Raw genomic sequence first — 14,657 nt, 5'->3', positions numbered from 1 at the left:
GCAGGACGGAGTATTCCCATGCGATTCGCGATCTTCTCCTCTCTTGTCTCGCGTTCGTCGACCGCTCGCTCCTCGCTCCAAGGGCTCGTCGCGCTCTCCGCGCTCGTGGTGCTCACCGGTGCCAAGGGGCAGGGCTGTGGGTCCGTGAGCGAGCCGCCGCCCGATCCCGACTGCGGACCTGGCTTCCACTGGGAGACGGTCTGTTCGCCGTGCGAGATCGGCGAAATGTGCGAGGAGCAGTGTGTGCCCGACAACATCTGTCCTCCTGGATGGAGTCAGCAGACCTTCTGCAGCGGCAGCAGCACCAGCGCCACCACCTCCGTGGGCCAGGGCGGCATGGCCGGCGGCGGCCCCATGCCGGTCGATCCGGGCGGGTGCTGGACCGAGTGCGTCCCGCCGCAGCCGTTCTGTCCCCCGGGCACCATCGAGCAGACCGTGTGCAGCGGCTGGACCGGCGGCAGCGATGGTGCCGGCGCTTGGGGCAGCGCGAGCACCAGCGGCGTCGGCGGCTGGGGCACCGGCGGCATGATGCCGATGCCTCCTCCCGAGGAGTGCTGGACCGAGTGCGTGCCCGTAGCGCCCTACTGCCCGCCGGGCACGCAGGCGCAGACCGTCTGCGGTGGCAGCACCACCATCGCCGTCAGCGTCGGTGTCGGCGGCTCCGGCGGCTCCGGCGGCGCTGGCGCCTGGGAGGGCACCGGCGGGGCCGGCGGGGTCGCGATCCCGCCGAACCCCGGCGGCTGCTGGACCGAGTGCGTGCCCGTGGAGCCCTACTGCCCGCCGGGCACGCAGGCGCAGACCGTCTGCGGTGGCGGCTCCTCCGTCAGCGTCGGCGCCGGCGGCTACGGCGGCAGCGGCCCCGGCAGCACCGGCACCGGCTACGGCGGCAGCGGCCCCGGCAGCACCGGCACCGGCTACGGCGGCAGCGGCCCCGGCAGCACCGGCACCGGCTACGGCGGCAGCGGCGGCAGCAGCGGCACCGGCTACGGCGGCAGCGGCGGCGCCGGCTACGGCGGCAGCGGCGGCAGCAGCGGCACCGGCGGCTGCTGGACCGAGTGCGTGCCCGTGGAGCCCTACTGCCCGCCGGGCACGCAGGCGCAGACCGTCTGCGGTGGCACCACCGTCACCGCCAGCAGCAGCGTCGGCGTCGGCGGTTCCGACGGCGGGGCCAACCTGGTCGCCCCCCCCTACCCCGGCGATTGCTGGACCGAGTGCGTGCCCGTGGAGCCCTACTGCCCGCCGGGCACGCAGGCGCAGACCGCCTGCGATGGCGGCCCCGATGTCGACGTCAGCACCAGCGTCGGCGCCGGCGGCTTCGGCGGTGCCGGCGGCGGCGGCACCGGCGGCAGCAGCGGCACCGGCTGGGGCGGCTGCTGGACCGAGTGCGTGCCCGTGGAGCCCTACTGCCCGCCGGACACCATCCCGCAGACCGTCTGCAGCGGCAGCGCCGTCTCCGTCGGCAGCACCGGCACCGGCACCGGCACCGGCGGCAGCGGCGGCAGCAGCGGCACCGGCTGGGGCGGCTGCTGGACCGAGTGCGTGCCCGTGGCGCCCTACTGCCCTCCGGGCACGCAGGCGCAGCAGGTCTGCTACGACGGCATGCCCGAGCCCAGCGAAAGCGTCGGCACGGGTTACGGCGGCAGCGGCAGCGGCGGCGGCTGGGGCGGCTGCTTCTTCGAGTGCGTGCCCGTGGAGCCCTACTGCCCGCCGGGCAGCATCGAGCAGCAGGTCTGCTCCGGCGCGGGCAGCACCGGCACCGGCATGGGCGACGCCGCGTACCCCGGCGAGTGCTGGACCGAGTGCGTGGAGGGCTCCAACTGCCCCCCCGAATCGATCGAGCGAACCATCTGCGAGCAGCCGGCCGGCGGCGGCTCACCCCCGGTCTGCCGGACCGAGTGCGTCCTGATGCTCCCGTGACGCGGCGGGCGCGGGCGATCCCCCCGGCCACGGGAGGCGTCTGGAACACGACCGCATCGCCCGCGCCCTGAACCCTCACCGCTCCGACTGAAGAAAAGCACCAGAAGCGCCCGGGAAATTCCAATCCCGTGGCGCTTTTTGGCGCACCAGCGGTCCGCGAGGGAGCCGCGGCGGCCCTGCGCGGCCGAGCTCTCCTGGTCGGCGGCAGCGCTCCTGGCAGACCTCGTCCCGGGCCCCCCGACACGAGCCTCTGCACGGCGAGCTTCCCCATGACCGTGCGCGACTTCTCCGAGAAGCACCCGGATCTCGGGCCCTCTCAGACCACCGGGGGAAAGAGCTTCAAGCCCGATACAGAGCTCCGGAACGGCAAGCCTGTCGTCGGGACCCCACCCGCGAACGGCGCCGGCGGCGACGACGACAGCTTCAACGAACGGTTCCACGACGACCCGGTCGTCAACAAGACGTTCGACCAGCTCATCCACCTCGAGCTCCGGAGCGGCCGTGGCCAGCTCGGCGGCAGGAGCTCCTATTCCCTCGACGGCCGTGGCTTCGGCAACGAGGGCTACGCGCACAACTTCGGCTTCACCGTCGAGCTCGAGGTGCCGTTCACCTACGCGCGGGGGAGCTCTTTCTCCTTCGAATCGAGCGACGACGTCTGGATATCCATGGACGACACGATCGTGGCCGACCACGCCGTGAGCGACGGGGTGGATTGCGTCGAATCTGTCGATTGAGCCGCCCGCGGGGCGCTCTGCTCGTCGGATAACCCGCCGTGAGGACCGAGCTCAGGGCGCGACAGGTATGGCCTTGAGATTGCTCGCCAGCGTGAGCTCCTGCTGGTACGCCTCCGCCATCGCTAGCTGTCCGATCGCGCGTGCCCCCGTCTCTTGAAGGTGTGTGTTGTCGGTGACGCCGCTCGGATAGTTCGGAGACTGACCGGCAGTCAAGATGAGGAACAGCTTGGCGGTCTCGTCCTGACCGATCCGCTCGAAGTACGTTTCGGTCAGGGCGGTCAGGTCGATCAAGTCGACGCCGAGCGAGCTCGCCAGCTCGCGAACGGCGGGCGGATAGGCGCCATGCGTGTCTGACAGCTGGCCCCCGCTCCATTTGTTGCGATTGATCGACGTCAACAAGATCGGCGTCGCCTCCTTCGCGCGCGTGTCGTTCACGTAAGTGGTCAGGTATTGCTTGTACGTCGTTTGCGGATCCGTATAGCGCGTCGGGTCGTCTCTCTTCTCGTCGTTGTGCCCGAACTGAATCATCACGTAGTCGCCGCTCTGGAGCGTGCTCTTGATCGGCGTCCAGGCCCCCTCGTCGAAGAAACTCTTCGAGCTTCGCCCGGAGAGCGCCTTGTCCACGACGGTCGCGCAGCGGGCATCGAACAGGCTGCCGAGCGGCTGCCCCCAGCCCATGCGCGGATACAGGTCGCTCCCATAAACGCTCATCGTCGAGTCGCCGATCATGTAGATTTTCACGGGTTTCGCCGCCGTCCCGGTGCAGAGCGCATTGCCGGAGCCGCCCGAGCCCGCGCTGCCGCCCGCGCCGTCACCCGCCGAGCCTCCGCCACCAGCGTCCGCTCCCGAACCCGCACCGCCACCGGCCACGCCTCCTGCCCCGCCGCCACCGGCCACGCCTCCTGCCCCGCCGCCACCGGCCGCACCGCCCCCGTCGGCTGCACCCGCACCTGCCGCACCTCCGAAACCGCCATGGCCCGCCTCGCCAAGTCCATCGGCCGCGGGCTCGTTACTGCAAGCCACGAGAACGCTGCACAAGAAACCGCACATGGCCCGCCCGATCACGGGATATTTCTTGGTCATCGCCAACCTCTCCGCGAGCTTACTCATCGCTCCTGGTCAGTCATCAGCGAAGAGTTGCGAAGCTGCGTGCCACTCCTTCACATTTCCGTGACAGGAGATTGTTCCAGGATGCTATCCCGCGATGCTCGCGGTCCGGCGCCCACCCCTCTTGACGCGGCGCTCCGGAGGAGCCCCGCCAGCCTTGTCCTCGCTCGGGCTCGAGGGTACCCGCGGGCCGGTCGATCGGCGTTGACATCGGCCATGTGATCGTTCACATTTTGATCGAGGGGCATCTCTTCGTCCGCCTTACTCGGGTCGTGATGCGCATCGAGACGTTCATCATCTGATGAATTTCGGTCGATTTTTGCACCGATTCCGTTCGCTCGGCCGTCGCTGAAGCGATTGCGGATCGATGGTGATTGGCGTTTTGTCAGGTTGATCCACCAGAGGACGCGACAATCCTCCGTCACTCGACGACTGACATGAAATCCTGGGGGCCTGTCCACCAGAGATGAGCTCTTCTCCGGCGATGCTGGCGAAGCGCGCCGGATGGCAACCTTAGGAACGGGATAACCTATGTTGCGGTAAGTACTTCCAAGGGATCCCCGTCTTGAGCACGAACAAGATCCCCGTCGGGACGCTCCGAACAGGCGCCCGCGGCCGGCCGCCCTGCGGCTTCGGCTCCGTCTTCGGCAGTAGATGTTGAATTCGCCCCCGGAGTTCGTCCGGCACCAGCAGCTTGCCCGCGCCGTATTCTGTCGCCCCTCCGCCCCTCTCAAGGGAGCGGTCTCAGCGAGCTGCTGTTGGGTGCTCTTGCCCTGAGTCAGCGGTGCGAAGCGTAGGCGGAAGCAGCTCCCTGCCCCAACCGCACGGCGACAGCAAACACTCTTACATTTTGCACAAATCGACGAATGCAATGAAGACCATTGTGGACTCGGTTGCTCGCGAGGAGTCATGCGAAAGTTGAAGTCGATCAATCATTATCTATACGCGGCTCTGGTCGGTCTCTTGCCGCTTGGCGGCGCATGCTCGGGCGGGTCCGACCCCGGTCCGGGCGCCGGCGGCACGACGACCAGCGCCGCTAGCACGACCGGGATGGGAGGCGGTGCGTCCAGCACGACCGGGATCGGCGGCGGCGGCGGCGGCGGCGGCGCCGGCGGCGAGGGCGGCGGCGACCAGCTCGAATGCCCGCCTGCACCTCCGGAGACTGGGCTCTATACTGCCGACGCCAACGGCATCACCTTCAACCTGGAAACCGGCCTGCTGAGACTGGAAGTTTGCAACGAGAGCATAATCAGAGTCCAGTACGCCACTGCTCCTTCACTCCCCGACAAGGCTTCTCTGTCTGTCAATAAGAAGTGGGACACACCGAGCTTTTGCATCGCAGAGAACTCGGGGACCGTGACCATTACCACATCACGCCTGAAGGCCAACGTCGACACGACCAACGGCCTGGTCACCTATACCGACTTGAACGATAGCGTCATCCTGGCGGAAGATAGCAAAACCTTGACACCCGCGACCGTCGAGGGCGTCAGCACGAATCGCGTCGAGACCGCCTTCAACTCACCCGCCAACGAAGCGTTGTTCGGCCTTGGCCAGCACCAGGATAACGCAATGAATCGCAAGGGAACGACTCGACGTATCATCAACGCCAACACGGAGATCAACGTTCCGGTGCTGGTGTCCAACAGGGGTTACGGAATTTTCTGGGACAACTATTCCGCCTCGACCTTCGACGGGACCAGGTCCAACAACACCAAGTACAGCTACTCGTCCGAAGCCGGCGAGATGGTGGACTACTACTTCTTCTATGGTCCAAGCATCGACCAGGTCGTAGCCCGATACCGCACCGCAACCGGCGCAGCACCATTGTTCCCGAAGTGGGCTTACGGTCTCTTCCAGTCGAAGGACAAGTACGGTAGCCAGGCTGAGCTGCTAAGGATCAAGGACGGCTACCGCAACAACAACATTCCGGTCGACTGCATCGTTCAAGACTGGGATTACTGGAATCCGTACGCATGGGGCTCCCACTTCATGGAGCAAAGACGCTATCCAGATCCAGCAGCTCTCGTCTCCGAGATGCACGAAGCCAACATTCATACGATGATATCGATCTGGCCGTTGTATGAACGCGTGAACACGGAGATGAAGGCGGGAGAGATGGACAACTTCAATGCGCTCGACGACATCGGAGCGCTGTTCGCCAGCGGCGGCACACACCATTTCTATGACACATTCAACCCCGACGCCAGAGCTCTGGTGTACCAGCAGATCCATGATCGCCTGCTGGGGCCGCATGGCTGGGACGGCATCTGGGCCGACAACACCGAGCCTCAGGGCTATCCGGACCCCGTCAATGTGCGGGCGGCTGATACCGAGCTCGGCAAGGGGGCGCTGTACGTGAATGCTTATCCCCTGGGACACGCCCAGGGGTTGTACGAGCATTGGCGCGCCACCGGTCCGAAACAGAAGCGAGTCTACGTCCTCAGCCGCAGCGCCTTTGCCGGCCAGCAGCGATATGCCACGACGTGCTGGTCGGGAGACATTGACAGCAATTTTCAAACCTTTGCCAGGCAGATCCCCGCGGGGCTCAATTTCTCGATCGCGGGGATGCCCTATTGGACAACTGACATAGGCGGGTACTGGGGCCACAACGTGGACTGGACCACCAGCGCGAACAATGAGCTCTTTACCCGCTGGTTTCAGTATGGCGCCTTCAACCCGATTTTCCGGATACATGGCGGCGGTACAAGGGAACTGTACAGCAACAGCTGGAGCGCTGCCACCAAGGCCAATCTCCTCAAGATCGACAACCTGCGCTATCGGCTGATGCCTTACATCTACTCATTGGCATGGAAGGTGACCAGCGAAGGCTACACCATGATGCGGCACCTGGTCTTCGACTATCCCAATGATGAGAAGGTATTCGGCATCAAGGATCAGTTCCTGTTCGGCCCTGCCTTCCTGGTCAATCCAGTGATCACCGCGGGCGCTACCAGCCGCTCCGTTTATCTCCCCGCGGGCACCTGGTACGATTTCTGGACAGGCGCGACGACAGACGGCGGGCGTACGGTCTCGGCTCCCGCGCCGCTGAGCGAGATGCCGCTCTACGTCAAAGCGGGCTCGATCGTTCCCATGGGTCCCAGCATCCAGTATGCAACGCAGAGCATCGACCCGCTGGAGATCCGGATCTATACAGGCCAAGACGGGTCCTTCACTATTTATGAGGACGAGGGCGACACCTATAACTATGAGGAAGGTCAACACTCGACAATCCCACTCACATGGGACGACTCTGCCAAGGCGTTGACCATTGGCGCAAGGAAGGGGAGCTATCCCGGAATGCCGGCCAGCAGGACGTTCAGGGTCGTGCTGGTAGGCTCCGATCATGGCGCCGGCGTCGACGTCACTGCTGCTCCAGATCAAATGGTCACGTACAACGGCTCAGAGGTGGTTGTAACCGCAAACTGAGCAACAGCTGCTGACGCTCAGGCTGATGGATGGGGCGGCCGCTCGACGGCCGCCGCCGCCCTGAGCAACTCCGCTCCGACGGAAGAAAAGACGCGCCGGAAGCGCCGGGGGAACTTCAATCCCCGGCGCCTCCGGCGTGTCCGTACCTGAACCCGAAGGCCCACGCCGGGAACACCGTGGCCACGAGGCCCGCGCCGAGCCCGTACAGGATCTCGTCGAGCGGGACGCCGAGGAGCGCCTTGCCCGGGAGCAGCGCGCTGGGCCGCCACGTGCGCTCGAACACGCCGGGCACGAGCGCCGCGAAGACGAGGCACAGGCAGAGATAGACGGTCGCCGACAGGAGCGCTCCGAGCAGACTCGGCACGATCAGGTCGCGGCGCGTCGCGAGCAGCGCCACGGCGACCGCGCCCATGGCCGCCACCGCGGCATAGAGGACCGGCACCCCGGCCGCGAGCAGCGCCACGGCCGCCGCGAGCGCGAGCGCGATCCCCGCCGCCGCCCGCAACCACGGTCGCGCGCCCGGCGCGGCGCAGGGCACCGGCGCGCGGCGGAACACCACGGCATACGCGGTGGACGAGAAGGCGCTGAGACCGGCGACGAACAGCACGTCCTCGATGCCGAACCCGATCCGATCGGCCAGGTCGAACAGGAACTTGGGCGTCCAGTAGCTCGGGTAGAACAGCCGCTCGGTCGCCGCGAACGGCAGCGAGGCCAGCGCCATCCGCTTCATCAGCGAGCGCAGATCCGGGCGCGCGAGCCAGATGACGCCCCCTGGCAGGAGAAAGAGGAGCGAGAGCAGCAGGAACTCGTGGGTCACCGCCCCGCCCTCCTCAGCGCGCGGCGAGCGCGAGGGCGGTGATGGCGACAAGCGACAGCGTCGCCGTCCCCGCGGCCGCGACCCGGACGAGGAGCAGGCGCGAGCCCGGCGGCGCCGGGCGGGCCAGCAGCACGACGAGCGCCGCCGCCGCCGGCACGAGCAGGCCCGGCCCCGGGCGCAGGCCCACCGCGCCCAGGCCGACCGGCGCGAGCAGGAGCGAGAGCCCGTTCAGGAGCGCCACGCACAGCGCGGCCCGCTCTCCGCCCACGCGCACGGGCAGCGTCCGCTTGTCGCTCTCGCGATCCGAGGGCTCGTCCGGGAGCGCGGTGGCGATCGCGCAGCCGAGGTGGCTCGGCAGCAGGAAGGCGAGCAGCGCGAACGGGAAGCGCTCGAGGTCGCCCCCCTGCGCGAGGTAGCCGTAGAGCGGCAGGACCGCGCCGACCCCGACCATCTGGAGCAGCTCCCCGCCGCCGCGGTACGAGAGGCGGAGCGGCGGGTAGCTGTAGGCCCAGAGGAGCAGGAGCGCCGCGATCGCGAGGACCACGAGGAGCGGCGCGCCCACCGCCGCGGCGAGCGCCGCCGAGACGGCCACGAGCGCCGCGGCGCAGGCGACGGCAGCGCCACCGAGCGCGCGGGGCGAGAGGCGCCGCTCGACCAGCACGCGCGAGCCGCCCGAGAAGGGGGAGGCGGTCCGGTTGCGGCGATCGGTCTCCTGGTCGGCGACGTCGTTCGCGTAGACGATGAAGAGCTGGTCGAGGAGGCCGAAGAGCTGGACCGCCGCGAGCGTCCCGAGGTCGAGCGGGCGGCCGGCCGTCCGCGCGCCGAGCAGCTGCCCGAGCAGCAGCGGGAGCGCGAGGGTCGGCTGCGACGGGAGCCGCGACGCCGCGAGCCAGGCCCGGAGCGCCCCCGGCCGGCCGCTCGTCGCGCTCATCGTCCGCTGCCCCGCGACAGGCCGAGGCGCTCGGCCAGCTTGGCGCGCAGATCGGTGAACGGGAGGTCCCACCGGCGCTCGCCGTCGAGGCGCCACGCCTTGAGCGGGATGAGGTCGACCTGGGCGAGCAGGTAGTGGAGCTGCGACTCCTCGGGCGGCTCGCGGAGGAAGGTGAAGGGGTTGCGGTACTCCCGGCCGTTCAGCTGGGAGTACTTGCGATCGTTGCTGGCCACGAGCTCGACGAGCGCCTTCTGCCGGCCGTCGAGGTAGTCGAAGAACGCGAGGTCGAACGGCCCGACGCCCGCGCGCTCGTCCGGCTTGCGCATCACCCAGCGGGCCCAGTCGTAGCCGTAGAGGAAGTCGTGCGCGTAGCGGAAGCGCAGCTTCGACTTGTTGCCGAAGCCCACGCAGAGCGACACCACGCGGCGGGCGAAGTCGCCGATCGCGGGGGCGCTCCCGGCCTGCCACAGGCAGCACGCCAGGTAGTCGAGGTCCCAGAAGATGTTGTCGGGGAAGTTATCGGCGACCGCGCGAATCACCTCGGCGAGCCCACGCGCGAAGGCCCGCGCGCGCTCGGTGTCCTCGCTGCCGCCCAGGACCTGCTCGACCAGCGCGACGGGGGTGGGCGCGCACGGCCGGCCCGGCGCGACCGAGGCCCGCGCGCCGAGGAGCGGCGTGAGGCGCGCGAGCTCGTCGCGCGCCTCGGCGGGGATCGCGGGGACGGCCGGGGCGCCGATCACCTCGTCCCCCCGCCGGCGGCGAGCCCGGCGGCGAGCACGGCCGCCGACAGGGCGGCCGTCCCCCACCAGATCGCGCGGTGCAGCTCGAGCTTGTAGGCCGCCTGCGCGGCGAAGGCGTTCGTCACCGCCTCCGGGCTCTTCTCGACGAGCCGCTCCCTGAACCAGAGCGCAATGGCCGCCGCCGGCGCGACCGACCAGGTCGGCGGGGCGCCCCCGGCGACGAGGGGCGCCCCGAGCCAGAGGAGCGGGCCGAGGCCGGCGAGGGCCTCCGTGACCCGGCGCGAGATCGCGTTGCCGAGCAGCGCGGTCACGGTACGCTTTCCGGCGGCGCGGTCGCTCTCCTCGTCGGACAGCCCGCTGGCCAGGGCGCTCGCCAGCGCGAGCGCGAGCAGGCCCGGCAGGAGCGCCGCGAGCCACGCCGGCGCCCACGCGCCGCACTGCGCATACGCGTGCAGCAGCGGCAGCACCCCGCCGACGCCGATCATCTCGAGGAGCTCGCCGCCGCCCCGGTAATTGAGCCGGAGCGGCGGCAACGTGTACGCGGCGAAGACGAGCAGGCCGACCGCGGCCAGGGGGAGCAGCAGCGGGCGATCGAGCGCGATGCCGGCGCCCCCGGCGACGATCAGCGCGGCGGCGCCGGCCCCGAGGCCGGCGAGGAGGAGCGCGTGGGCCGGAAGGATGCCGTCCGGGATGGTCTTCGGCGAGCAGCCGTCCGGGAACATGCGCCGCTTGAGGGCGTCGACCTCGCGATCGCCCCAGTCGTTCAGGAGCACGACGAAGACGACGTCCGCGATCATCCACAGCGCGCCGAAGGCGAGCGCGCCCGCGGACACCCGGCCGGCGACGGCCGCGCCCACGGCCTGCCCGCACACGGCCGGGACGAGCACCTTGGGCCAGCTCGCGGGCTTGAGCGCGTACCACCACCGCGCTCCAGGGCTCATCGACTCGACGCGCATGGATCAGGTCTTCCTGCTGCTAGTACAGCGTGCCGGAGATCTGGCCAGGGATCCCGAGGAAGAATTTCAACGCAAAGACGCAAAGACGCAAAGACGCAAACCAGAGATTTCTCAGTATTTTTGCGCCCATGCGTCCCGGCGCTCCGGTTTCCCCGGCGCGGCGCTCCGGTGCGGCGCGGCGCCCGGACCGGGGCCCCGGAAGGGCGGTCGGTGCAGCGTTTCCCTCCACGCCGATCTGAGCCACCCTATCCCCCCCGACAGCTCCGACACGCGACTCGTGCCGCACGCACTCCTCCCCTCCCCGAGCCTGGCCGGCGCGGCGCCGCGCGGCCCCGCGCAGCGCCGCCCCGCGCAGCGCGCTGATCCCGCTCGGAGGCGCGCGTGAGCGCCGACGCGGCCCGGGCGCGCGGCGCGCGGGAGCTCGTGGACGAGCCCGCCCGCCGCCGCATCCGCGAGGATCTCGGGACGACGCTCGTCGTCGAGGCCGCCGCGGGCACCGGCAAGACGACGGCGCTCGTGTCGCGGATCGTCGCCGTGCTGCGGAGGGCGCCCGAGGAGGGGGGCGGGACGCTCGATCGCATCGTCGCGGTGACCTTCACGGAGAAGGCGGCCGGCGAGATGAAGCTGCGCCTCCGGGCCGAGATCGAGCGGGCGCGCGGCGACGCGAGGTCCGGCCCGGCCGAGCGCGCGCGGCTCGACGAGGCGCTCGCGCACCTGGAGGCGGCCCGCATCGGCACCATCCACTCGTTCTGCGCCGACCTCCTGCGCGAGTGGCCGGTCGAGGCGCGCGTCGACCCGCTGTTCCAGGTCGCGGCCGCGGACCAGGCCGAGGCGCTCTTCGACCAGGCCTTCGACGCCTGGTTCCAGCGCACCCTGAACGACCCGCCCGAGGGCGTGCGCCGGATCCTGCGCCGGCGCCCGCGCGACGGCGCGCACGGCCCGCGCGACCTGCTCCGGAGCGCGGCGCTCAAGCTCGCCGAGCACCGCGACTTCACGCGCCCCTGGCGCCGCGATCCGTTCGATCGCGAGCGCGCCATCGACGAGATCCTCTGCCGCCTCGCGGTCCTCGCGGACCTCGGCGCCGAGGCCGACCGGGAGGGCGACTACCTCGCGCAGAGCCTCAGGAACCTCGACCGGTACCTCGCGGAGCTCCGCCGCCGCGAGGAGGTGACGGGCGGGCGCGATCACGACGGGCTCGAGGCCGAGCTCGGCGAGCTCGCCCGCTGGAAGGAATGGCGCTGGAAAGGCTCGGGCAAGGCGTTCGGCGCGGACCTCTCGCGCGCCGAGGTGCTCGCGCAGCGCGACCGGGTGAAGGCCGAGCTCGACGCCGTGCTCACGGCCGCGAGCGCCGACCTCGCGGCCTGCCTCTCGCGCGAGCTCCGGCCGCCGATCGACGCCTACGACGCGCTCAAGGCGCGCGCCGGCAAGCTCGACTTCCTCGACCTGCTCCTCTGCGCCAGGAACCTCCTCCGCTCGAGCCGCGCCGTCCGCGAGGAGCTGAACCTCCGCTTCTCGCACCTCTTCGTCGACGAGTTCCAGGACACCGACCCGCTCCAGGCGGAGCTCCTGCTCCTGCTCGCGGCCGACGACCCGGCCGAGATCGACTGGACGCGGGCGCGCCCGGTGCCCGGCAAGCTGTTCGTCGTCGGCGATCCGAAGCAGTCGATCTACCGCTTCCGCCGCGCCGAGGTCGCGCTCTACGAGGCGACGAAGGCCCGGCTCGTCGCGTGCGGCGCGAGCGTGCTGTACCTCTCGACGAGCTTCCGCGGCGCCCCGTCGATCCAGGAGGCCGTCAACGCGGCGTTCGCGCCGCGGATGCAGGGCGGGTCCGGCGAGGGCGCGGCGAGCCAGGCGCGGTACGTCGCGCTCGAGCGGTTCCGGGACGACCCCGTGGGCCAGCCGACGGTGATCGCGCTCCCGGTGCCGCGGCCGTACGGCGACTTCGGGAAGATCTCCGATTACCGGGTGCGGCAGTCGATCCCGGACGCGGTGGGCGCCTTCGTCCACCAGCTCATCCACGGCGGCCGGGGCACGATGAGCCGCCCGCGATGGACGGTGACCGAGCGCGAGCGCCCGGGTCAGCGGGTGCCGATCGAAGCGCGGCACATCTGCCTCTTGTTCAAGCGTTTCCAGACGTTCGGCGAGGACGCGACCCGCGCCTACGTGCGGGCGCTCGAGGCGCGGCGGATCCCGCACGTGCTCGTGGGCGGGCGGTCGTTCCACGATCGCGAGGAGGTGATGGCGGTGCGGAGCGCGCTGCTCGCGATCGAGTGGCCGGACGACGAGCTCAGCGTGTACGCGACGCTGCGCGGGCCGCTCTTCGCGCTGACCGACGACGTGCTCCTCCTGTACCGCGACAGGTTCCAGCGCCTGCACCCGCTGTTTCAGCCCGACGACGGGGCGCTCGATCTCGTGGCCGAGGGCGGGGCGCGGCCGCTCCGGGAGGTCGCGGAGGCGCTCGCGGTGCTCGGGCGCCTGCACCGCGAGCGCAACCGGCGGCCGATCGCGGACACGATCGGCGGGCTCCTCGACGAGACGCGCGCGCACGCGGGCATCGCGATCTGGCCGACGGGGGAGCAGGCGCTCGCGAACGTGCTGCGGGTGATGGATCTCGGGCGGCGGTTCGAGTCGGGCGGCGCGACGTCGTTCCGGGCGTTCGTGGAGCGGCTCGAGGTGGACGCCGAGCGGGGCGAGGTCGCCGAGGCGCCTGTCGTCGAGGAGGGGACGGAGGGGGTGCGGATCATGACGGTGCACCGTGCCAAGGGGCTCGAGTTCCCGGTGGTGATCCTGGCGGATCCGGCGTCGCCGGCGGTGCACCAGCACCCGTCGCGGCACGTGGATCAGGAGCTCGGCCTGTGGGCGGAGCCGATCGCGGGCTGCGTGCCCGCGGAGCTCTGCGAGCGCCGCGACGAGGTGCTGCGCCGCGATCGCGAGGAGGCGGTGCGGCTCGCGTACGTGGCGGCGACGCGGGCGCGCGAGCTGCTCGTGGTGCCCGCGGTGGGCGACGCGCGCCCGGGCGACGGATCGAGCGACGGCTGGCTCGACGTGCTGCACCCCGTGCTCTACCCGGCGCCGCGCGACCGGCGGAGCGCGCGGCGCTGCGAGGACCTCGGCTGCCCTCCGTTCGGGACCGACACGGTGCTGGAGCGCCCGGCGCGGTGCGAGGCCGACGAGCGCGACGCTGTCGCGCCCGGGGAGCACACGCCGATGGCGGGGTCGCACCGCGTCGTGTGGTGGGATCCGGGCACGCTCGACCTGGATCGCGAGCCGGAGGCCGGGCTCCGGCAGCAGCGGATCCTGCAGGCGGACGCGAGCGGGGCCGGGGCGGCGGCGGCGGGCGCGGGGGAGCTCGGGCAGCGCGGGCACGAGGTGTGGCTGGAGGCGCGGCAGCGGGCGCTCCTGGATGGCGCGGTGGCGGCGCTGCGCGTGAAGACGGCGACGCAGATCAGCCACGAGGCGGCGGAAGCGGCGGTGGCCGGGGCGGAGCGGCGAGATCGGGCGGACGCGTTGCCGGTGATCTCGTTCGAGCAGACGGCGATCGCGCGCGAGGGCCGGCCCTACGGCAAGCGCTTCGGAACGCTTGTGCACGCCGTCCTCGCCGAGGTGGACCTCCGGGCGGGCGAGGACGAGGTGAGGACGGTGGCCGCGGCGCAGGCGCGGCTCCTGGGGGCGCCGGCCGAGGAGGTCGACGCGGCGGTCGCGGCGGCGGTCGCGGCGCTCGAGCACCCGCTGCTCCGGCGCGCGGCGGAGAGCGCGGCGCGCGGCGGATGCGAGCGGGAGACGCCGCTGCTCCTGCGGCTCGAGGACGGGACGATCGCCGAGGGCGTCGTCGATCTCTCGTTCCGGGAGAGCGTGGGCGACGTGGGGGTCTGGACCGTGGTCGATTTCAAGACCGGCTCGGACGCGGGCACGGCGCACGCGGCGCAGGAGGCGCAGGTGCGGCTCTACGTGCAGGCGATCGCCGAGGCGACGGGCGAGCGGGCGAGAGGGGTGGTGCTCCGGGTGTGAGGGGCGCCACCGGGCATG

The 14,657-nt window shown here is 70.7% G+C and carries 10 protein-coding genes; 4 read left to right on the top strand and 6 right to left on the bottom strand.

The genetic code is table 11. From position 1 onward, the window contains the following. Positions 1–18: 18 nt before the first annotated feature. On the top strand, positions 19–1,917 hold the full coding sequence (locus tag WMF28_RS00480; protein WP_437600018.1) for a hypothetical protein: 1,899 nt from the start codon (positions 19–21) through the stop codon (positions 1,915–1,917). Positions 1,918–2,186: 269 nt separating this feature from the next. Beyond that, on the top strand, positions 2,187–2,651 hold the full coding sequence (locus tag WMF28_RS00475) for a hypothetical protein (protein ID WP_437600017.1): 465 nt from the start codon (positions 2,187–2,189) through the stop codon (positions 2,649–2,651). A gap of 51 nt (positions 2,652–2,702) precedes the next feature. Here the strand turns inward: WMF28_RS00475 and WMF28_RS00470 are convergent, their stop codons facing one another. Next, the gene (locus tag WMF28_RS00470) at positions 2,703–3,734 is read right to left on the bottom strand and encodes a rhamnogalacturonan acetylesterase (RefSeq protein ID WP_437600016.1); all 1,032 of its coding nucleotides are present in this window, start codon (positions 3,732–3,734) and stop codon (positions 2,703–2,705) included. A 537-nt stretch (positions 3,735–4,271) separates the two neighbouring features. Then, the gene (locus tag WMF28_RS00465; protein ID WP_437600015.1) at positions 4,272–4,445 is read right to left on the bottom strand and encodes a transposase; all 174 of its coding nucleotides are present in this window, start codon (positions 4,443–4,445) and stop codon (positions 4,272–4,274) included. A 222-nt stretch (positions 4,446–4,667) separates the two neighbouring features. On the opposite strand from WMF28_RS00465, the gene WMF28_RS00460 reads away from it, so the two are divergent. Continuing rightward, positions 4,668–7,187 (top strand): glycoside hydrolase family 31 protein, encoded by a 2,520-nt coding sequence (locus tag WMF28_RS00460; protein WP_437600014.1) that lies wholly within the window; start codon positions 4,668–4,670, stop codon positions 7,185–7,187. 115 nt (positions 7,188–7,302) lie between these two features. Here the strand turns inward: WMF28_RS00460 and WMF28_RS00455 are convergent, their stop codons facing one another. The 4 genes from WMF28_RS00455 to WMF28_RS00440 are packed head-to-tail and all read right to left on the bottom strand — an operon-like array spanning position 7,303 to position 10,631. Continuing rightward, positions 7,303–8,004, bottom strand: a complete 702-nt coding sequence (locus WMF28_RS00455) for a lycopene cyclase domain-containing protein (RefSeq protein ID WP_437600013.1) — start codon at positions 8,002–8,004, stop codon at positions 7,303–7,305. A gap of 13 nt (positions 8,005–8,017) precedes the next feature. Next, the gene (locus WMF28_RS00450) at positions 8,018–8,935 is read right to left on the bottom strand and encodes a prenyltransferase (RefSeq protein WP_437600012.1); all 918 of its coding nucleotides are present in this window, start codon (positions 8,933–8,935) and stop codon (positions 8,018–8,020) included. After that, on the bottom strand, positions 8,932–9,675 hold the full coding sequence (locus tag WMF28_RS00445) for a ferrochelatase (protein ID WP_437600011.1): 744 nt from the start codon (positions 9,673–9,675) through the stop codon (positions 8,932–8,934). Before WMF28_RS00445 ends, WMF28_RS00450 begins: the two co-directional genes overlap by 4 nt. Continuing rightward, positions 9,672–10,631: a prenyltransferase gene (locus tag WMF28_RS00440; RefSeq protein ID WP_437600010.1), complete on the bottom strand. Its 960-nt coding sequence runs from the start codon at positions 10,629–10,631 to the stop codon at positions 9,672–9,674. The genes WMF28_RS00445 and WMF28_RS00440 overlap by 4 nt, the downstream gene beginning before the upstream one ends. 381 nt (positions 10,632–11,012) lie before the next feature. Here WMF28_RS00440 and WMF28_RS00435 point away from each other — a divergent pair, with 381 nt between their 5' ends. Beyond that, positions 11,013–14,639 (top strand): UvrD-helicase domain-containing protein, encoded by a 3,627-nt coding sequence (locus tag WMF28_RS00435; RefSeq protein ID WP_437600009.1) that lies wholly within the window; start codon positions 11,013–11,015, stop codon positions 14,637–14,639. Positions 14,640–14,657 lie beyond the last annotated feature (18 nt).

The organism is Sorangium sp. So ce590, from assembly GCF_051521365.1.
Classification (GTDB): domain Bacteria; phylum Myxococcota_A; class Polyangia; order Polyangiales; family Polyangiaceae; genus Sorangium.
The sequence above is the reverse complement of the archived record's forward strand: the minus strand, read 5'-3'. Positions and strand labels throughout refer to the sequence as shown.